This is a genomic window from Allocellulophaga tsushimaensis (genome assembly GCF_055383085.1).
The window spans coordinates 3,161,759-3,183,161 of the sequence record NZ_AP039451.1 but is presented as its reverse complement, the minus strand read 5'-3'; the positions used below and the strand labels follow the sequence as shown (position 1 = coordinate 3,183,161).

General features: G+C 31.8%; 20 protein-coding genes. 9 read left to right on the top strand and 11 right to left on the bottom strand.

Features of this window, described 5'->3' with window-relative positions:
- Positions 1-20: 20 nt before the first annotated feature.
- The 5 genes from ACZ451_RS13865 to ACZ451_RS13845 form a co-directional block, all read right to left on the bottom strand.
- Positions 21-977: a DUF6625 family protein gene (locus ACZ451_RS13865; RefSeq protein WP_464213387.1), complete on the bottom strand. Its 957-nt coding sequence runs from the start codon at positions 975-977 to the stop codon at positions 21-23.
- Positions 978-988: 11 nt separating this feature from the next.
- Positions 989-2,428, bottom strand: a complete 1,440-nt coding sequence (locus tag ACZ451_RS13860) for an oligosaccharide flippase family protein (protein ID WP_464213385.1) — start codon at positions 2,426-2,428, stop codon at positions 989-991.
- A 21-nt stretch (positions 2,429-2,449) separates the two neighbouring features.
- The gene (locus ACZ451_RS13855) at positions 2,450-3,145 is read right to left on the bottom strand and encodes a CDP-alcohol phosphatidyltransferase family protein (protein ID WP_464213383.1); all 696 of its coding nucleotides are present in this window, start codon (positions 3,143-3,145) and stop codon (positions 2,450-2,452) included.
- 509 nt (positions 3,146-3,654) lie between these two features.
- The gene (locus ACZ451_RS13850) at positions 3,655-4,341 is read right to left on the bottom strand and encodes an RraA family protein (RefSeq protein WP_464213381.1); all 687 of its coding nucleotides are present in this window, start codon (positions 4,339-4,341) and stop codon (positions 3,655-3,657) included.
- Positions 4,342-4,348: 7 nt separating this feature from the next.
- Positions 4,349-5,557 carry a DUF4861 family protein gene (locus ACZ451_RS13845; protein ID WP_464213379.1) on the bottom strand — a complete coding sequence of 403 codons (1,209 nt, stop codon included), beginning with the start codon at positions 5,555-5,557 and terminating at the stop codon, positions 4,349-4,351.
- Between the two features lie 130 nt (positions 5,558-5,687).
- Here ACZ451_RS13845 and ACZ451_RS13840 point away from each other — a divergent pair, with 130 nt between their 5' ends.
- From ACZ451_RS13840 to ACZ451_RS13815, 6 genes are all read left to right on the top strand, one after another.
- Positions 5,688-6,566 (top strand): AraC family transcriptional regulator, encoded by an 879-nt coding sequence (locus ACZ451_RS13840; protein WP_464213377.1) that lies wholly within the window; start codon positions 5,688-5,690, stop codon positions 6,564-6,566.
- A 247-nt stretch (positions 6,567-6,813) separates the two neighbouring features.
- The gene (locus tag ACZ451_RS13835; protein WP_464213375.1) at positions 6,814-7,917 is read left to right on the top strand and encodes a glycoside hydrolase family 88 protein; all 1,104 of its coding nucleotides are present in this window, start codon (positions 6,814-6,816) and stop codon (positions 7,915-7,917) included.
- A 2-nt stretch (positions 7,918-7,919) separates the two neighbouring features.
- Positions 7,920-8,765, top strand: coding sequence for a 5-dehydro-4-deoxy-D-glucuronate isomerase (kduI, locus tag ACZ451_RS13830; protein WP_464213373.1), 846 nt, complete (start codon positions 7,920-7,922; stop codon positions 8,763-8,765).
- 2 nt (positions 8,766-8,767) lie between these two features.
- Complete coding sequence (locus ACZ451_RS13825) at positions 8,768-9,571, top strand: SDR family NAD(P)-dependent oxidoreductase (protein ID WP_464213371.1); 804 nt, start codon at positions 8,768-8,770, stop codon at positions 9,569-9,571.
- Between the two features lie 177 nt (positions 9,572-9,748).
- The gene (locus ACZ451_RS13820) at positions 9,749-10,996 is read left to right on the top strand and encodes an Nramp family divalent metal transporter (RefSeq protein ID WP_464213369.1); all 1,248 of its coding nucleotides are present in this window, start codon (positions 9,749-9,751) and stop codon (positions 10,994-10,996) included.
- Between the two features lie 122 nt (positions 10,997-11,118).
- Complete coding sequence (locus tag ACZ451_RS13815) at positions 11,119-13,050, top strand: hypothetical protein (protein WP_464213367.1); 1,932 nt, start codon at positions 11,119-11,121, stop codon at positions 13,048-13,050.
- A 90-nt stretch (positions 13,051-13,140) separates the two neighbouring features.
- On the opposite strand, the gene ACZ451_RS13810 is transcribed toward ACZ451_RS13815, so the two are convergent.
- From ACZ451_RS13810 to ACZ451_RS13800, 3 genes are all read right to left on the bottom strand, one after another.
- Complete coding sequence (locus tag ACZ451_RS13810; protein ID WP_464213365.1) at positions 13,141-13,587, bottom strand: cold-shock protein; 447 nt, start codon at positions 13,585-13,587, stop codon at positions 13,141-13,143.
- Between the two features lie 242 nt (positions 13,588-13,829).
- Positions 13,830-14,444: a hypothetical protein gene (locus ACZ451_RS13805; RefSeq protein WP_464213363.1), complete on the bottom strand. Its 615-nt coding sequence runs from the start codon at positions 14,442-14,444 to the stop codon at positions 13,830-13,832.
- 4 nt (positions 14,445-14,448) lie between these two features.
- A complete protein-coding gene (locus ACZ451_RS13800; RefSeq protein ID WP_464213361.1) occupies positions 14,449-14,934 on the bottom strand; it encodes an RNA polymerase sigma factor in 486 nt (161 codons plus the stop codon).
- Positions 14,935-15,105: 171 nt separating this feature from the next.
- Here ACZ451_RS13800 and ACZ451_RS13795 point away from each other — a divergent pair, with 171 nt between their 5' ends.
- Positions 15,106-15,249, top strand: coding sequence for a hypothetical protein (locus ACZ451_RS13795; protein ID WP_464213359.1), 144 nt, complete (start codon positions 15,106-15,108; stop codon positions 15,247-15,249).
- Between the two features lie 9 nt (positions 15,250-15,258).
- Here ACZ451_RS13795 and ACZ451_RS13790 read toward each other — a convergent pair whose 3' ends face one another.
- From ACZ451_RS13790 to ACZ451_RS13780, 3 genes are all read right to left on the bottom strand, one after another.
- Positions 15,259-16,269, bottom strand: coding sequence for an XdhC family protein (locus ACZ451_RS13790; protein WP_464213357.1), 1,011 nt, complete (start codon positions 16,267-16,269; stop codon positions 15,259-15,261).
- Positions 16,270-16,295: 26 nt separating this feature from the next.
- The gene (locus tag ACZ451_RS13785) at positions 16,296-18,524 is read right to left on the bottom strand and encodes a xanthine dehydrogenase family protein molybdopterin-binding subunit (protein WP_464213355.1); all 2,229 of its coding nucleotides are present in this window, start codon (positions 18,522-18,524) and stop codon (positions 16,296-16,298) included.
- 88 nt (positions 18,525-18,612) lie between these two features.
- Complete coding sequence (locus ACZ451_RS13780; RefSeq protein WP_464213353.1) at positions 18,613-19,074, bottom strand: (2Fe-2S)-binding protein; 462 nt, start codon at positions 19,072-19,074, stop codon at positions 18,613-18,615.
- 172 nt (positions 19,075-19,246) lie between these two features.
- On the opposite strand from ACZ451_RS13780, the gene ACZ451_RS13775 reads away from it, so the two are divergent.
- Together ACZ451_RS13775 and ACZ451_RS13770 are read left to right on the top strand one after the other, a co-directional pair.
- Entirely contained in the window at positions 19,247-20,329 is a 1,083-nt protein-coding gene (locus tag ACZ451_RS13775; protein ID WP_464213351.1) for a vWA domain-containing protein, read from the top strand.
- Between the two features lie 150 nt (positions 20,330-20,479).
- Positions 20,480-21,304, top strand: a complete 825-nt coding sequence (locus ACZ451_RS13770) for an OmpA/MotB family protein (RefSeq protein WP_464213349.1) — start codon at positions 20,480-20,482, stop codon at positions 21,302-21,304.
- Positions 21,305-21,403 lie beyond the last annotated feature (99 nt).

Sequence of the window (21,403 nt, the reverse complement as noted above, 5' to 3'; positions counted from 1 at the left end):
TTTATTCACCAAAAAATTACTTATTCAAGTACTTTATAACCATCAATCACATTAGCTTTCATCTTTGGATAAGGTTTTCCTAATAGCTTATACTTAACAAAAGATTTTAAGCTATTTATTTTATAGCTTATTTGTTGTTTAATTCCTAAATCAAACAACGTTCTTATTTTTATATTTATCGGAATTTTATCCCAAATTCCGTATTTATTAATGTATAATTTATGAGTGTTTTTAGAGGTGATTTGAGATACTCCTAACATTGATTTTTTCCAATCAATCATATGTAAATAAATGCCTAAAAGACCAGATTTATTTTTAATTTCTCCTTGTTCCCAGTACCATCCATTAGGCTTTAATTGTAGCTCCATACGATCAATACTACTTCTTTCTGGCCAAAAAATATTAAACTTTGCACGATTTTTTTCAACTTCATTAAACAAATGATACGAAAAATAACCTTCGTCAAAACCTTGATAATTAATATCAGTAAATGCTTTCTTGTAATTAGGTACTGACTTAAAAAATGTATTAATTTCTGTTTTATTCTTGTATAATGTTAGATGACCACTAATAGCGTTCTTACGTGTTGAAATAATATCATAATTTTCAAATTCTATTTTTGTGAAAAATGAAGTTAAGTCTCCCCAGATAATATCCATATCACAATGTCCCCAATAATTATAGTTAGTTAAATAATCATCAAAAATCAAACCATACATTGGTTTAAAATCACATAACTTGTGAGGATTAGATAACTCGTGTTTAATACCTGTTTTTTTATATATAAGTTGCGTTAATTCTTGTTTATTTAATTTTTTAAAAAGAACATTTTCAGGAAGTTTACCATCATAAATTAAGTCCGTAAAAATAAGCCATGTAATTGATGAATTAAAACTACAAGAAATTACAAATGCCTCAAACCAAATAGGTAATTTTCCATAAAATGGGAGTACGAATGCTATTTTTTTATCGTTCACAAATATTAATTTTAAGACTTGTTTAGGTAAGGAATAATAGTCATTAAAGTTTTTCTAGTTAAAATTACTGTCATACATATTATTAAAACAGTCGTTACTTTAGAAATAACCTTAATATCAAAATTCATAAAATTGACTAGATTATATCCGATAATGTTTATTAGAACCATTAATAAAGCAGGTTGAATTATTCTTATAAATGGATATCTTTTAATTCTAAAAACTTTTTTTACATTCAAAATATAAGTAACAACACCTCCCATTCCAAAGGCGATTAATGCACCATAAATACCAATAGTAGGCACAAGTAAAAACAATAATAAAGCTTGAATTGAAAAACCATAAAATGAAAATTTAGATATCACTCCAGTTTTTTCAATAACCATGAGTTTTAAATGATTAATATATAATAATGAGCTGGGTAACATTACAAGAATTCCAATAAAGAGGTATTGATCTACTGCAATATACTTTGGATTATCAGTAAGCCAATTAAGATGCGTTCCAATAAAGAAAACTAGTATTAGAACTAATACTATAAAATTTACATAAAGAAATTCTATTTTGTTTATTAACTCATACTTTTTATCGTTCAATAACTGTAAAAGTTTAGGTTTTAAGGCATTCATTGTAGCATTAACTATCATTTGGGGAAAAGTTATTAATGCTACTATAACAGCATATTGTCCAACTTTTTCTAATGATACAAAGCGCTCAAGAACAATGCGATCGCCTAATGTTTGTGCCCAATGAAGTAAAATAGTTGGTAAAAAAGGAATGCTAAATTTTAAGGCTAATATGCCATATTTATATAAAACTTTAAAATTATCCGATTTTATCTTCATCCATTTTCTATAGTAAAACAACAAAAAGGGAAGCACAATAATTTGAGAAAAGAAACCACCATAAATGATCCCGGAAAGACCCCAATCTAAATAAATAATAAAATAAATCTGAAATGCAACTCCAAGAATTGTTAGTGCCAAGGAAAATACTCCAAATGCTTTAATTTGATATTCATTTTTCATAAAAGTAAAAAACATTGTATACCACAACATTAGAATGGCAGAAACCAATGATACAAAGCCTAATGGATAAAAATTAAGCTCAGCTTCATAAAGCGAAAAAAACAACTCACCTGAAGAAGCAAATAAAATGAACATTAAGGTTGATAAGAGGAATCCAGTTATTAATAGACTTGTTCTATAAGTCTCTTTATCTATATTTTTAGAAAAATATTGTGTGCTTGCAGCAATATTAAGTTGAAAATATCCAAAGACATTAAACAAACCTACATATAAAGTGATGAGCACTAATTTACCATATTCAACCACAGCCAAATGCTCAAGATATATTGGTAATAAAAGGAAATTGATAGCACGCGGTAGTATTCCTAAAATTACATATAGTATGGATGCTTGAATATAAATAGATGAGAAGATTTTTTTCATTTACCGTATTTTATATTCAAACTATTTTGATTTAGTTATTCCCAATACATATGAAATCAAAAAAGAGCACATTATCAATATTCCTGCTACGGTAATAATAATATAAGTAAATTGAGTATTCATGATAAAAGGGACTAAAAGTGCTAAGAAAAAAATGACGGCAATTGTTGCTCTAACGATTTTAGGAAGCGCTTCATTTTTGTTTCGTAAAGGGTAAATAAACAACATCCAAGCATAAATATAACGAAAAGCTGCTGGTAGCAATATCCAAAAAGGGATGCTTTCATTGGTAATATGAATGCAAGCAAGAATGAGGACCATTAATGCATCAATCTCCATATCTAAAATTGCCCCTTGTTTGGTTTCATGATGAAATTTTCTTGCTAAAAATCCATCTAAACCATCCAATATTATAGCAAATAAAAAGGATACAAAAAGTTGTATGTCGTTCATAAAAGTATGCATAGAAAATGCAATCATAATAATTAAAAACCGTATAATACTAACCCAATTAGCATACCCATAAAGTAAAGGGAGCCTTGGTAAATGCGCTATAATTTTGAACAAATAAGTACCAAAAAGTGCTATAGAAAGTACAATCCAAACAACAGGGTTATGTAATAATAACGTAGAAAAAAGACCAATAAGATGAATTATAGCACTTATTAATATCCACTTTTCATAGAATTTATCAAAATTGTAAACCGACTGGTTCATAAGAATAAATATTTAGAAAAGAATTTAGCATCATTTTTAGAAAATACATTTAAAATATAAAGTTTCACATTTATTGTTATTTGTAGTATTAACCAAATCATAAACAAAATTAAAGACTATAAATTCATTTAAAAATTACTCATTTTTTAATATACTATGAATTGGTATTGTTAAGTCATTAATTATTCAAATTTAATGTTATTATAACTTAAAAGGCATTGAAAATAATGCTTTTTTTAAATGAAGAGTATTACGATAATAAATATTAAAACATATTTGAGTATTATGCTTTAGAGAAGTTTTTAGCTTAAAATCTAGCTATAATTATCACTTATTAGCTAAACAGTATTTTCCATCTAGTTTTTGTAGTTTTATATATTGCGAATTGTTTTTAATTTAAAAGGGGGTATGTTTAAATTAAAAACTAAAGTAAATGTAAAAATTAACAAACAAAAAAATTACAAAATACTCTTAAGCAAATAACAATACTAGGTACGCGCTATAAAGTTCTACATTATCCCAAATTTCTCAAAAGCATCAACCGTACTCATTCCTGCTTCAAGTGCTTTTTTAACGAGTTGTTCTCCCCTAGCCTTTTCTATAGCACCTTCAAAAGCTTTCTTCTCAATTTCTTGAGGAATTATTAATACCCCATCTCGATCACCATATACAATATCTCCTGGTTTAATTCGGATACCATTAATTTCGATAGGAATATTATAATCAATGACTTTTCCACGGGGGCCTTGGTCCTGCGCGTAGGTTCCTGTAGAAAAAGTAGGAAAATTGAGTTTTTCAACTTCATTGGTGTCTCTAGAATATCCGTGAAGCACAGCGCCTGCAGCTTTTAATTTTAGTGCACGAGTACTCATAAGACCTCCCCAAAGCGCATACGAAAAGGAAGAACCTGTACAGATATATACTTCATTTTCTTTTAAACTATCTAAGGCTTCAAACATGATCCCAAAAGGCTTTTTCATAATAGGATTATTCGTGGTTTCGGCAGATTCTTCAAAAACATCAGCTTCTAAAACCGGCATAGCCCTTCCTATCAGTACCATGTCTTTTCGGACTGGTTTTATATTCGGATCTAGAAATTGATGCTGATATCCTAGCTTATCTAAAATATCTCCAACCAAAGCAGGAAAAAGCTCTTTCTTGGCAATAGTAAAAAGTTCTTGGTCTGATGTCCACATATAAAATTTATTTTTTTGCGATTGATACTGTAATTGGGTTAGCCTTTTTTAGATGCTCTTGTTTTAAATAATTTCTCCAATCATTCGCAGATTGAAATTCGCCCGCTTTTTTCCATCCAAAACCAGCCCAGTACGAAAATTTATTTTCTTTAATTTTAGTCTTTAGCCATAGGTTATTTAAACTTTCATCCGCAGCTAAGGTGTCTTTCATCACTATATTAGTAATTGCCTTAGGAGCTGTAATAATTCCTGTTCCAATTTCGGAACCTGCCATTGGTTCCCAGTATAAAGCCCAACCCTCATTTACATTAGATTCAGCTTTTCCTTTTCCTTGATGTAATGCTAAGCCAATAGCTGCAGTATCTATTGTTTTTTCAGAAGTATAAAACACTTCATTTTGGTATAAATTTGAACCTAAATCAAGTGTAATTCTTTTCTTTTCTTTTACTTCAGCATCATTAATTGTTAAGGATGGATATTCCAATTCAAACACACTACGGATAGGACCATTGGCTATTACTTTCCATTTATTAAAATTCTCACTGAGCACATAATTTCCTCCCTGTACAATAGCAATTCCACCACAACCTCTGGTAGTCCCCACATGGTAAGCATCTAATCCTTCTCCGTGGTCTTCATGATAGGTAATCCCTTCTCCAAACTTTTTATACCATTTATTAATGATAGGATAATCAACTCTTTTGGTCCAACAATCAATACCACTAGAAATTAAGCCTGCTGGATTGCCTTCTTCAAAAAGTTGCTGGCATTTTGGACCATAGGTTCTAAAGGCTACTTTATCATTTTCCCAAGCAAAATCATCAATTCGCTCTGGTACAATTCTACAAAAAGTACGTAACGCTTCCTCTGAATTCGCTGCCTTATTTTCTTGTATTATAATTTTAAATGCTTTGCTTTGATTAGCGGTAAAATTAGTTTGAAAAATAATGTAGTCGCTTACATTATCCTGATCTAAATCGATCAATTGAGAAAGTACTTCTTTATTTTCAGCATCTAATACTGCTAAATTAGCGTAATCTGTTGCTGAAAAATCTTTTATATCCTCCAACAAAATTTCTATGGTTTCTGCCTCACGGTCAAAAGCTTCACTGTTTGTAGTAGTTATGGTAAAATTGGTAACCTTAGGTTCACAAGAAATTAATGTAGTGATACCAATCACATATAATGGAGCCCAAATAAATCGAAATAGTTTCATGATATAGTTGAATTTTAAGCACTCAAAGTAAAGGAAAATGAGTACATCTGTTTAGGTATATATTATCTTTTTTTTTATTAATATTTGCATATTAACAAATATTTTAATTATTTATGGTAAATTTTATATAATGCCTAAGCCTAAATTTTTATCATCGGACGCTTCTCCTCATAAAGCCATATCTGTAAAGCATTATGAATTGCCTTATTTTGAAAACCCTTTACATTATCATAAAGAGTTAGAATTGGCCTATATTATAGAAGGTTTTGGAACTCGGTATGTTGGTAGTAGTATTACCTCTTTTGAAAAAGGAGACCTGGTATTTCTTGGGCAGGAACTAACTCATGTTTGGATAAGTGATGAGGCTTTTTATGAAGAAAAAAGTAATTTATTAACCAAAGCCATTGTCATAAAGTTTAACGCTAATTTTGCAGGGAACGATTTTTTTAAACTTCAAGAAGCACATCAACTAAATAAAGTATTTTCCGAAGCTTTAGGTGGCCTAAAAATTAATGGAAAAACCAATACCGCGATAGGTAGCATTATGTGCAAAATGCTAACTGAATCTCCAATAGAACAAATATTATCCTTACTTCAAATTTTAAACCTAATATCTAATTCTAAAGAGGTTGAGGTATTGTCTCCATTTGATTTACACAAATCATCAAACCCAAAGGATAAGGATCGGATGAATAAGATTATTGAATACACAACACTTAATTTTAGAAATAAAATTTCTTTAGAGGAAATAGCCAAAGTAGCTAATTTATCTAAAAGTGCTTTTTGCAGGTATTTTAAAAACACAGTAAAAAAGAGCTATAATGATTTCTTATATGAAATTAGAGTTCAATATGCCTGCAAACTATTACTGGAAAAAGAAATGAGTACCATTCAAATATGTTATGAAGCAGGTTTTAATAACCCTTCTTCTTTTTCTCAAATCTTTAAAAAAGTTAAAGGCATTCCCCCAAGTAAATATCGAAAAGAAAATTCGAGAGTACATATTTAACTACTCATTATTTTTGTGTAAAAGGTATATTAGTGGGGTTTCAAAATTCAGTATTTTTATATACAAATATTGTCTTATTGATACATTATAAAGATAAATATGATAATATTTAGATAGAACCAAGCAAGATTAATACAATTTAGGTTTTATACATAACTTAAGTTTGTAGGTACTAAACCATATAGTTTATTAAAAGCTATTTTTTTAAAAGATGAATAAAAACCTTATCGTAAAATTGAAAATAATTATGAAAAAACTTGTTTTGGCTTTTTTTATGCTCATTAGCTTAATAACTGAGTTACAAGCGCAATCGGTATATGAGCGCCCTGCAATTAAAGAACTGATGGACCGTGTAAACACGTATCAACTAGCAAATCCTTGGAGAGAATACGACGATAATTGGATTAGAGGAACCTATTATGCTGGTGTTATGGCGTGTTATAATGCCACAGGAGATGAAAAACTTTTAGAACAAACTGATAAGTTGTGTACTAGTTTAAAATGGAAGGTTCCTACCTTACCGCCTGTACATCCAGCAAGTGGAGCAAACCTACTTACTGTAGGGCAGGCAATGATTCAGTCTTACATAGCAAAACCAGAAAAAAGAAAAATTAGAGGAATAATTGATCATTTAAACAATCCTAATTTAAGAAATCCAAAAGGAAACCCACACCAATGGTATTATGAAAATGGAACAAGGTATGTAGATGCTTTATTTACAGGGCCACCAACCCTAGCGATGCTACATAGTGTTACTGGAGATAAAAAATATTTACATTGGATGGATGCTATGTTTTGGGACGTTTATGGGAAATTATACAATACAGATACGAATCTATTTTACAGAGATAAACGCTTTTTCCCATCTAACAAAAATGGCAAAAAAATAGTTTGGTCTAGAGGAAATGGTTGGGCTATGGCTGGTATTGCAAGAATTTTAGAGTATCTACCTATGGAGCATGGTAACTATAAGCGTTATGAAGCAGTGCTTAAAAATATGGCTGGAGCTTTAAAAGAATGTCAAGCTAAAGAAGGGTTTTGGTATCCAAACTTAGCAAATCCAGATGATGCCCCTTTTAAAGAAACAAGTGGTACAAGCTTCTTTATTTATGGTTTGGCTTATGGTATTAATAATGGAATTTTGAATAAAGAAGAATATTTACCTATTGTTAAAAAAGCATGGAAATCGGTTACTGATGAAATTAGTAAAAAAGGTAAAGTACAATGGGGACAATTGGTAGGAGACCAACCTGTAAATTTATCGAAAGATGATTCTCATGAGTATGTAACAGGTACCTTCTTATTAGCGGCTAGTGAAATGTATAAAATGAACCTTAAAGGAAAAAAATAAAAATGACTCATATTAATTACGAAGAACGCTATGCAGCACATCCTGCTGATGTAAAAAATTATGACACCAACAGACTTAGAGATCAGTTTTTAATTGATTCCGTTTTTGAAGTCGATAAAATTTTACTAACCTATACCATGAACGATCGATTTATAGCTGGTGGTGCTGTCCCTGTTCATAAAGGATTGTCTTTGGATGCTATAGACCCACTTAAAGCAGAGCATTTTTGTGATCGAAGAGAAGTTGGTATCATCAATATTGGTGGTGAAGGAATTGTTGAAGTAGATGGAAAAGAAATTGTATTGCTTCCGATGGAAGGAATATATATAGGAAATGGGACTAAAACGATCGTTTTAAAAAGTAAATCGAGTAGTGAACCTGCTAAATTTTATATTAATTCTGCTCCAGCTCATCAATCTTTCCCTACTAAAAAGATTGAACTTAACGATAGAATCATCTTAGATTTAGGAAATGCGAACGATGCCAATGAGCGTCAAATCCTTCAATATATTGTAGCAGCAAGCGTGCAAACCTGTCAATTGCAAATGGGAATCACTAAGTTGAAGCCAGGTAGTGTATGGAATACCATGCCACCTCATACACATAATCGTAGAATGGAAGTGTACTTGTATATCGATTTACCAGAAGAGCATGCTATAAGTCATTTTATGGGAGAAGCTACAGAAACGCGCCATATTTGGATGACGAACGAACAAGCGGTAATTTCTCCTCCATGGTCTATACATTGTGCATCAGGAACTTCGAGCTATACTTTTGTTTGGGGTATGGCTGGCGAAAATTTAGATTTTACCGATATGGATGCTATTAAAGCAATAGAACTTAAATAATCATGGGGATATTAGATAGTTTTAAGCTAAATGGTAAAGTAGCTCTAGTTACTGGAGGCTCCGATGGAATTGGAAAAACACTAGCGCTTAGTTTAGCTCAAGCAGGTGCTAAAGTATGTATTAATGGACGTTCTGAAGCAAAATTGGCTCAAGCCAAAGAAGACTTCAAAAAAGAAGGTTTTGATGTTTTTACGAGCGCTTTTGATGTAAGTAAAAAAGAAGCCGTAAATACTGCAATAGATACTATCAAAAAAGAAATAGGCCCTATAGATATTTTGATCAATAATGCAGGAATTATAAAGCGAACTCCCATTTTAGATATGGAAGAAGAAGACTTTAAAGAAGTCTTAGATATCAATCTAGTTTCGGCATTTTTAGTATCCAAAAAAGTAGTCCCGGATATGATTACTAATGGAGGCGGAAAAGTAGTTAATATCTGTTCTTTAATGAGTACCTATGGTAGAAACTCTGTTTCAGCTTATGCTGCTGCAAAAGGAGGTTTAACCATGCTCACAAAGAATATGTGTGTAGAATGGGGAAAGCATAATATACAAGTAAATGGAATTGCACCTGGGTATATTAAAACGGCAAAGACCGAAGAATATGCTAGTAAAGGACACCCTTTTAATACCTTAATTATGACCCGTACCCCAGCTGCACGTTGGGGAGTTGTAGAAGACCTTTCAGGTACTGCTATTTTATTATCCTCAAAAGCGGGAGATTTTATCAACGGACAAGTTATTTACGTAGATGGTGGAATTACTGCCAATATGGGGTATATGCCGGGAGAAAACGAGAATGATTAATTGTATTGTCTCTTTGAGTCTTCAATTTTTAAATTGAGGTACGAAAATTAAAAATTGAATGTATCGAAAAGTGTTCTCGATAAAACCACGTACCTAGGTTACTCAAACTGACAAGAGTTTTGAATTAAATCATGACGTTTTGATTCAAAACTTATTCATTTTATAAAAAAAATCAATATGTCGAAATTCAAAAAAATACTAGTTAGTGTTTTACCAGGAATATTCTTAATAGGGTATAATGTGGGTACAGGAAGTGTAACTTCTATGTCTAAAGCAGGAGCTAATTTTGGTCTAGATCTGATGTGGACAGTTCTAGTAAGTTGTATAATGACGTATTATTTAATTGTGCTATTTAGTCGCTATACTATGGTGACTAAAGAAACCGTTATCCAAGGGATAAAAAAACACATTCATCCAAGCTTAGCAATTGTGTTAATTGTTGCTTTATCTACTATAATAGTTAGTGCGCTTACGGGCTTATTAGGCATTATGGCCGATGTTATGGCAGAATGGTCGGCAGTTGTTTTACCATTCCATGTGTCATCTTTATGGTGGGCCATTATAATTGGAGGTTTAATTTATGCGCTTATTTGGATTGGGAATTATGAATTATTTGAAAAGATTTTAGCCATTTTGGTGGCTATTATGGGCTTAGCCTTTATTTCTACAATGTTTTTGAATTTTCCTTCTATATCCGAATTGGCAAAAGGGTTTATTCCAAAATTCCCAGAAACAGCAGAAGGTAGCGATAATAGTCCATTTATTATTATAGCTGGGATGGTGGGGACTACAGTATCTGTATTTGCCTTTGTAATTCGCTCACAAATTGTGAAGGATACCGGTTGGGACATGTCGGACAATAAACTTCAAAAACGCGATGCATTTGTAAGTGCTTCTTTAATGTTTATCATTAGTTCTGCGATATTAATTACCGCTGCTTCAACTTTAAATGTACAGGGCTTAAGTTTAAATAATGTTGCAGAAATGATTCCTTTAATGGAACCTATTGCTGGTAAAGGGGCGCTAGCTGTTTTTGTAATTGGTATTCTTGCTGCAGGCTTATCGTCTCACCTCCCTAATACGCTTGTAATTCCGTGGCTTATTATAGATTATAAGGAACAGGAAAGAAACACAAAAACGGTAACTTCTAGAGTCATCGTATTACTTTTAACATTATCTAGTATTTTAGGAATAGGTTTTGGTTTTAGACCAGTATTTATTTTAATGTTATCACAAGCTAGTATCGCCATAGTATTACCCCTTACTGTTGGGTCAGTATTTTATTTAACGAGTAAAAAATCATTGATGAAATCGCATACAAACAAAATACAAGATGTTATTATACTCCTATTAATTATGGCTTTTACCCTATATGTGAGTAGTTTAGGTATTCAGGGTTTAATAAAAGACCTTACTAATATGTAAGCTATAATCCTTAATTTTAAAATTATCGTTTAACTAACTTTTTTGTATCCCTTATTCTTACTATTTCTAGAAGTAGGAATTAAAGAAATTAAAGTCATTACGCAATACTGTAAAAATTAATAATGAATAGAATCCTAAAAATAGCATTATTATCCATTTCTTTAGTTGTAGCATCCTGCGGAAGCGCATCTAAAGGTAAAAATAAAAGGATCACTTCCAAAGTAGATAAAGAGAGTGCTGAGCATTTAATTCCACAGCAAGTACTTCAAAAAAAGCATATTGGAAAAGAAAACCACCCTCTTTCAGAAAAAATTAATAGCTTTTTAGAAGATCAGAATAAGCATACTGATTTTAAACCAACGGGGCTCAATAGAAACGATTATCTAAATATTATTGAAAAGCAGGTACGTGCTATGCAGAAATACCAGAATAGCAAGGGGCGTATTATTGACCCTATAGCGAAATCAGAAAAATATTATACTACGCCATGTTTTGCTCATAGTGTTTCTGTCTTAGTTTCCTCAGGAAAAATAAAAAAAGTAGATCCTTTATTTACAAGTGGCGTAAAGGCACTGAGCGAATCATTACTTGATATGGTAAATGATCAGGTGAATGGAAATCATGGAGATTTCTATACCTGGCCGGTAATGCTAGCCTACGAGAATTTTAAACCCCACGTTACTGAAGAAACTTTAGCTTCATGGAACAAGAGTTTAAAAGCCATTGATATTTCTAAATTATATGAATTTTATAATAAAGAAAGGGCAATGAATTGGATTTTAGTGCATGCTTCAGGAGAGTTTCTTAGAGCTAAAAACAAATTCACTGATTATGAGTATTTTGAAAGAATGCTTGGCTTTCAATTGGGCAATTTCACTAAGTTAGGCATGTATAACGAAGGTGGAAACCCATTATCATACGATTTGTTTGCCAGACATTATTTAGCGGGAGTTTTACAACTCGGATATGATGGAAAGTATGCGCCAGTATTACAAGATAATTTATGGAAAGGTGCATGGACATCTTTATTTATTCAATCACCTTTTGGAGAGCTTCCAACAGGCTACAGAAGCAGTCATCACATTTGGAACGAAGCCGAACAATGTGTTTTGTTTGAAATTTATGCTTCAGCCTACTCAAATTTAGGGAAAAATGAAGAAGCTGGCGCTTTTAAAAGAGCAGCAATGCTATCTCTCAACTCCATAAAGCAATGGATAAGAGAAGATGGTTCTGGTTATATTGTAAAAAATAGATTTCCATTAGAAAAAAAGCATGGCTATGAAAGATACTCAGTACATACCTGTTATAATATGTTGGCCACTTCCATGCTAGCACAAGCTTGGCAATTTGCTAAAGATGACATTAAAGAAAAAGTAGCGCCAGCAGATTTAGGTGGCTTTGTATTACAAACAAAAAAGTTCCATAAAGTATTTGCTAATGTTAAAGGGACATATTTGGAGTACGAATTAAAAACAGATAAAAAATACAATCCAACAGGTATTGTACGGTCACATATTAAAGGGAGTAACCCGCAATTAGGACCGTCTAATGGTATAGCACCATTATTTAGTGGCAAAGGCAACTATATGGCTACAGGACCATTATGGAAAAACGAAGAAAATAAATGGGTTTCTTTAGCGGAAATTGTTCCAGAAACGTCCTCCGTTGAGATTTTAGAAGAAAGTAAGGACGCAGTTCAATTTAAAATTGAACATGAATTAACCTCTTTAGATAAAAAACCACGATTTATTACTGAAACTATTTCTATTAAGGATAATGTAATAACGGTAAACACTAGTTTTAAGGGCTTTGATGGAGAAAAGCGTATTTCTTGGCCAATGCTCGTAAATGACGGAGAAAACGATGTAGAAAGCACTATTTCAAAAAATTCAGTAAAGCTTAATCTATTTGATAAAAACATCAATTTTTCGATAGAGTCACCTAAAGAGGTTAAGATTATTTCAGCTACAAAAACTCTCGAACATGTTAACGGTTTGGTAAAAGGAATATTTGTATCCTTTCCGGGAAATAGTATTACCTATACATTAAAATAATATTACTGTACAAGAAAGCGAAGTTCACAGATTACTAAAACAAAAAAGACTGTCTATAGACAGTCTTTTACTTATTTATATTAAAATATTTTATACTTTCTTTACACGAACTGCATTCATCCCTTTCATCCCTTTTTCCAATTCAAATTGTACAGAGTTACCTTCTACAATTTCTTCTAAACAGCCATTGATGTGTACAAAGAATTTTTCTTGTGTAGCAGTATCTTTTATAAAGCCATAACCTTTTGATGCATTAAAAAACTCTACTCTGCCTTTGTGTATTGGGTCTATTTCTTCTTCCTCTCCTTCTTCTTTCTTTGGGATACCTAAAACAATACTTTCAGCATCTACTTTTACTTTATTTGCTGGATCTGGTGGTGTATCTACTAAATGTCCGTTTTCATCTACATAGACAAACTCTTCAGCCTTTTCTCCACTCGCTTTGCGAGCTTCTTTTTTCTTCTGCTTCTCCTCACGTTTTTTCAAACGCTTTTTCTCTCTTTCTTTTTTACCAAAGGTTTCTTGTGCTCTCGCCATTCATTTAAACTATTTAATTAATATATGCCATTGTGTAGTTCACAAGTAACAATTGTGTTATTGAAATTCTGAAACGAAAAATTGGTTGTTTACAATTTGGTTTATTGTATTGCCAGTTTTATTTAAGGAGTTGCAATAACGGGTGTAAATATAATTTACCACTCATTACAAAGGTAAGTATCTATTTTCAATTTAAAAAATGGATGATATACTATTGCAAACCCGATATGATTAAAATGAATTTATTCTATATTTTCTTCTTCTAAACTTTTAATTATTTTTTCTGCAGAAGTTGTAATCTTCCCATAACACCTATACCCCCATCTTACGAAAAAGAATAAACCAATTAAAGTCATCATAACATAGATATAAAATGACATTTTATACTCTATTAAAAACAAGTCTTTCCCAGAAGTAATCTTTGAAAAAACTGGCATAGTGGTAAAAAATACTCCAAAACTACCTATAACGCCTAGTTTTTGTAGTGTTATCAATGTCTTCTTTTCTTTGGTATATTTTAAAAGTGTTTTTTTAAGGCTAAAATTGGTGATGTTGAGGTTTTTAATTCTAAAAAGCGAACGCATTACCAAAGTTGGGAGCACTAGTAAATACCCCAAAACAAATATACCAGAAGCTTGCAAATACCAGGTATCTAGTTTAGGAAAGTTTGCTAAAATAAAAATAGCAGTTCCAAAACATATCAGTGTTCCAAAACCTTCATATGTTGTAAGCGTTTGAAATTTATTCTTATATTTTTGTTGCGTCATTTCCATAATAATAGTATTAGTTAACTTTTTTTGTTTTTCTAATGCAGTAGACATTTCTGTCCAGGCAGCTTGTATTTCTTCTAATTCCATCTTATTATTTTTGAATTTTATTTTTCAACTTTTGTTTTATTCTAGCTATTTTAGTACCAACATTAGTCTCTGACAAACCAGTTATAACAGCTATCTCTGCGTATTTTTTTCCTTCTAAAAAAAGCAAAACAAGTCCTTTTTCTACAGCATTAAGTGCTTTGATATGCTCATAAAGCATTTTTATTTTTTCTTCAAATTCTACATCATAATTTTCAGTTTGTTGTAATATTACTTGATCGATAGCAACTGAAAAAGGTTTCTTTTTCAGTTTTTTTAATCTAGTCATTGCTGTATTTAACGCTACACGATACATCCATGTACTTATTTTTGATTCGTTTCTAAAAGAATCAAAAGATTTCCAAAGCTGGTAAACAATATCTTGATACAAATCTTTCTGATCTTCTTGATGATCTGTATAGAGGGTCGTTATCTTAAAAATAATACCTTCATTAGCCTTAATAAGCTTTGTAAATGCTTCTTCTTTATTCATGCTAAGCAGTTCAATTTTTCTATTAGTATCTCTATTTCTAAAAAATCACAGATTTTATGATAAAAAATGTTATAATCTAGTTAAATAAAATACATTCTATTGCTTTATCTGTTTATTTTGTAACAATATTTATAAGAGAATTGCGTTGTAAATAATTAAACCTACAATGTTATGAGTTATTTGTCTCCAGAAATTGCTGCACTAGCAAAAAGAAAATCTGAAAAATCTTTAGTAAAAAGAGTAGCCTCTTGTGGCATTTTCCAAGATTATGGTGAAGAAGAAAAAAATACTACAGTAGTAAAAAATAAATCATAGTCTTATTTTTTAGCTGTGAATCCCAGATGTTTTATCTCTTAATAGCATAGGCTCTTGTTTTCTAGTCACTGCTAATATTTCTGATAGTACTGAAATCGCAATTTCTTGTGGTGTAATTGCTCCTATGTTTATACCTGCAGGTCCATAAATACCATCTAGAAAAGACATCGCTATTTCATTATCCTTTTCTAGTAATTCATTTAATAATTTTTCTCTTCTACGAATTGGCCCTAACAGTCCTATATACAAAGGTTTTGTTTCTTTTAATGCTAATAAAAAAGCTAAGTCTTTAGAAAAACTATGATTCATTAATACAATAGCCGTTTCTTGGTCTACCAAGCTAGTATTAAAATCTGTAGGTAATACATTTAAAAAATAATGTGCTCCAGGAAAATCAGCTATACTTTTCGCTTCTGATGGATTTGCTATTACTGTAATATCCCAACCCAGCATACTCGCTTGTAAAGCTAATTGTACAGCGTCATGTTCTGCTCCAATAATAATTAGTTTTAGACTTGGTACCATTACTTGTTCAAATACATCTAATTCGGTATTTAAATTATAATGAGCTTGTAATGCAAAGGAATCATCTACAAATTGGACTTTAGAACCTAATCCTATTGCTGTAATTTCTTCTTCTTTAAAAAAAGAGCTTATTTTAAATTTTGCTCTTTTCTTTATAGTATTATTAAAAATTTCAATGAAAGAAGCATTAGGCTCAAATGGTTCTAATAAGATGTACAATATACCTTCACATCCTAATCGATACCTACCATCATAGGTCATTATTTTAGGAATTCCAGTTTTAAAAACAGTATTGGATTGTAACAGTACTTCTTTTTCTACACAACCACCACTAACAGCCCCAACCGTTTTTCCATTAGACAATAACAACATTCTAACACCAGGTTTTCTATAGGATGAACCCTGTAATGCCACAATAGTTGCTAAAACAGCTTGTAGACCATTTGCATGAGCTAGAATGTAAGCATCAACAATTTTTTTAAATTCATGCGTCATGTATATATGCTTCTCCTAATAAACGATTAGCCAAGAATTTCTTTTGAAGCTACTTTAAATAATTCTGGGTTTTTCATAAAAGGTTGCTGCGTAAATCTGTTACCAGTTGCCGCTTTTAATGCATTTGCTACAGCTGCTCCTGCTGGTGGAAGTGTTGGTTCTCCTAAACCAGTTGGTGCAATATCATTTTTAATAAAATGTGTTTCTACTTTTGGGGCTTCCATCATTCTAATTAAACGATATTTATCATAATTACTAGCACTTGGAACACCATCCTCAAAAGAAAAATCACCAAACATGGCATGCCCTACTCCATCTACAACGCCTCCTTCTATTTGGTTTAATGCTCCTAATGGGTTTACCACGATACCACAATCTACTACACAGGTGACCTTTTTTACAACAGGTAAGCCTCCTTCTATTGCTACATCTGCAACTTCTGCTACATGGGTATTATGGCAATAGTATGCTGCAAATCCTTGATATATGCCTTCTTTTTTTGTACCAAAACCAGATTTTTCTACAACCAAATTAATGGCATTTTGTAATCGTTCTGGTGAATATTGAATATTTTTACTTTCTATATTTTCCTTAGCTTTTTCTAAAAGATCTAATCGTAGTTGTACCCGATCTACTTCCATAAGATCTGCCAATTCATCAAAAAAGCTTTGTTCAGCAAAGGCTAAAAAGTTGGTATGTGGCGCTCTCCATGCTCCAGTAGTGACATTACTTTGATAATTAGAAACATCTACTTGATAGTTTTCTACTGCTCCTGCAGGGAAGAAATTAGACATTGCTTTCCAAAAATTAGTATTTATAGCTGCTTCTTTTAAATAATAACCTGTTAACTTACCATCTTTAACAGCTGCTTTTATTCTATATTTTATAGAAGGCCTATAAACACCTGTGGTCATGTCATCTTCTCTTGATGAGATTAACTTTACAGGTTTTCTGATAGCATCTGAAATTTCTGCCGCTTCATATACAAAATCACCAAACAATCGTCTTCCAAAACCACCTCCCATGCGAGTCATTTCTAAATGAATGTCTTCTACATTTCTATCTAATAATTCTGCTACCATATTTGCAGCAGGTTCTGGAGTTTGTACAGGACCTACTAAATGAATTTTTTCTGAAGTTACGTCAGCATAAAAATTCATAGGTTCCATACAATTATGAGGTAAAAAAGGCGATTCATAGGTGCGTTCTAACACTTTATCTGCTTCTTTAAAGGCTTTTTGTACATTACCATCTTTACGCAAAGTTTTAAAGTCTTTACCATCCAATATTCCTGCTAACTTTTTGTTTTGAAATTCTGTGTTTTCTAATGGAGTATCTTCCTTCCAAACAGCTTTAATGGCCTTTTTAGCTTTCATAGCTGTCCAAGTATCTTTAGCTATTACAACCACTTTTTCTGATGTGCTAAGCTTTACGGTCCAATTAGCAACTCCTTTATCTAAAAGAGCTTTTGCCTTTTTTCCTATCTTAATCACATCTACGACGCCTGGTATTTTTTTAGCTTCTGTAGCATCAAACGATTCTAAAACCTGACCAAAAGCAGGAGGTCTTAAAACAGTTGCATATACCATACCTTCTGTCTTATAATCTAAACCAAAAAGAGGTTTACCAGTAATAATTTTATCGATATCTACATTCTGTGCATCAGTACCTATAATTTTATAATCTTTAGGTTCTTTTAGCGTTACATTTTCTGGAACTTCTAAAAGAGCAGCTTCTTTTACCACATCCCCATACCCTAGTGTCTCTCCTTTTGCGTTGGTTATAATACCTTCATTAACGGTACAGGTAGATGCTTCTACTCCCCAACGCGCAGCAGCAGCATTGATAAGCATTTGTTTTGCTGTAGCTCCAGTTTGGCGTAACGCATCCCATCCGAAACGTATGGATTGGCTACCACCAGCAATTTGCCTTGTATAATTTTTTGTATCGAGTACACCTTGTTTTACAAAAACATTCTCCCAAGCCACATCTAGCTCTTCCGCTATAATCATTGGCATAGCTGTTTTTACGCCTTGTCCTATTTCTGGGTTAGGAGAAAAGATGGTTACGGCGCCATTAGCAGCTATTTTTATAAAAGCATTAAAATCGTTATAATCTAGTTTAGAAATATCAACAGGTACTTTTACATTGTCTTTACAGGCTGTAAAAAGATTAAATCCAATTAATAAACCACCACTTGCTAAAGATGATGTTCTTATAAATCCTCTTCTACTAAATGAAATAGGTGTAGCCATGATTGTATTTTTTAGGTATGAATTCCTGAAAAATCAGGATAATTTTATTTTAATTTTAAAGTATTCTAATCCTTAAGATCATAAAGAACTATGACATGTTTTCAGCAGCTTTTTCAACAGCTCTGTATATTCTGTTATAAGAAGAGCATCTGCATATATTACCATGCATCGCTAATTTAATCTCATCCGAAGTCGGGTTTGGGTTTTCAGCTAAAAAAGCTGAGGCAGTCATGATTTGTCCTGCTTGGCAATACCCACATTGTGGCACATCAACCTCTTTCCAAGCTACTTGTACAGGGTGCGAACCATCTTCTGATAATCCTTCTATAGTGGTTAATGATCTTCCTTCTACCTGCGACATTTTTAAAGAACAACTACGCGTGGCAACACCATCTAAATGTATCGTACACGCACCACACTGTGCAATTCCGCATCCAAATTTTGTGCCTACTAGATTTAAATGATCTCTTAACACCCATAAAACTGGTGAATCTTCGCTAGCTTCAACGGTTGTAGCTTTTCCATTTACCTTTAGTGTATACGTTTTCATGAAGAATAAGTTTTTAGTATTGCTCTATAAAAGTAGTAATGTTTCGTTTAACTTGACTTTAAAATAAAGAAAAGTCATTTGCTTTAACATTTTTTAACAATATAGCACAATAACTACAGATACTTTTATCAATTTTCTATCGTTTTTAAATTGAACATTTAAAATATTGAAAATGAAATTTAAGTTTCTTGCCTACGCATTAGTATCAATTCTTGTCTTTTCTTGTGGAAACGCTGAAAACGATGTCTTTTTTAATCCAAATCAAGGACAAGGCCTAGGTGAAGGCCAAGTTGTAGATCCTTGTTTAAATTTAGGAGAAAATGAATTGGTTTTATCAATACAAGACCAATTTACAACTTTACCTGGTAAAGTTTCTATTTTCTTTAAAGTCTCTAATAATGATGGTGGTCCTGTACCCAATTTAACTGCAGATCAGTTTACGATTTACGAACAAGGAAGAAATGATGATTGTTTTAATACCATTTCTTCATCAGAATCTTTGGCCAGAATATCGCCTAATTCTCAAATTTTTTCTAATAATACCCTTTTAGTACTAGATTTAAGTAATAGCGTACTAAGCAGTAGTTTAGAAGAGTTAAAAACTGCTTCTGTTAGTTTTATAGAAAATGTAATGCCCAACACCAATCAGGAGTCATTTAGAATGGCCATTTACTGGTTTGATGGGGAAAACGAATTGCATTTATTAAATGCGCTCACAAATTCTCAAGAAGAACTTATTACTGCTGTTAATGGTATTACTCCAGATATTAGCAATGACCCATCTACAGATTTATTTGGAGCTGTTATAAAATCTACTGAAATAGCAGAGCAACTTTTAATTGATAGTACTTCTGATGCCATTAAAGCCGCTTCAATTGTTATATTTACAGATGGTACAGATCAAGCATCTCGTTTTACAGACACGGCAGCTTTAAATAGTGTAAATAATGCTAATCCAAACATTTCCTTTTTCACTATAGGTTTAGGCAGTGAAATTGATACTGATATATTAACAGATATTGGAAAAACCTTTAGCGTTTTCGCAAATAACAAATCAGAATTAGAGACTACATTTAGTGATATTTCAACTAGAGTATCGGAACAAGCTAATAGCTTTTATTTATTTGAATATTGCAGCCCAAAAAGGGATGGTAGTGGTGAAAATAACTTAGCGATACAAGTTAAAAACGGAAATTTACAAGGTTCTGTGCAAACTAAATTTAGTGCAAATGGTTTTCTTGGAGGATGTGAATAAAACAACAATAAAAGCAATTTAAAAAAATTACAAGCCACCTAAAAATAGGTGGTTTTTTGTTTTTTATCGATAAAAAAGATCTTTTTACCAGATATCTTCGTAAATGTTAATGAGAAAAATATCAAAACGAAATTACTAAACATTTTTACAATGAAAAAACTAGCATTAATTACATTAGCAGCAATAGCGGTAAGCTCTTGCGTATCAAAAAAGAAATATGTTGCTTTAGAATCTGATTATAATTCTACTAGAAGTGCTTTAACGAAAACACAAGTTGAAAAAGAAGAATTAGAAACTAAAATGGCTAAAATTGAAGCAAGAGTAGCCGAATACAATGAAAAAATTAACTCTTTAAAAGAAGTAAACGACACCCAATTAACTTCTATTGATGATGTTGCTGTAATGAGCAATGTTACTAAAGAAAAAATGAGAGCTACCTTACAAAAGGTAGATCCTGCTGTATTAGCAACTGCTAAAACTATGGAAGATTCTATTAATATTGCTGTTTCTCATAATCTTAAAAAATCTATAGCTGATGAGGAAGATGATATTAGTATAGATATTGATAAAACAGTAGTAATGATTAATATTTCTGATAAGTTATTATTTAATAGTGGTAGCTATAGAGTAAGTAACAAAGCTAATGATATCCTTCAAAAAATAGCAGAAGTGATTAATTCTGAGCCAAGCATGGAAGTTATGGTAGAAGGCCATACAGACTCTAGAACAATACAAACCCCAATGTTTCAGGATAACTGGGATTTAAGTGTAAAAAGAGCGACTTCAATTGTAAGAAAGCTTCAATCTGAATATAATGTTTCTCCAGAGAAACTAATTGCTGCTGGTAGAAGTAGTTATTTACCCCTTGTAGATAATGATACCAAAGAAAACATGTCTAAAAACAGAAGAACTAAGATTGTTATTATTCCTAATTTAGATAAATTCTTTGCGCTTTTAGACTCTGAAACGCTGTAAAAATCTACTCTTTTATACTAAAGAGTATCTAAAAGTATTTCTCTAGATAATGTAATTTAATTAAACTATTATCGATTACTACTTTTAAAAATACGCTAG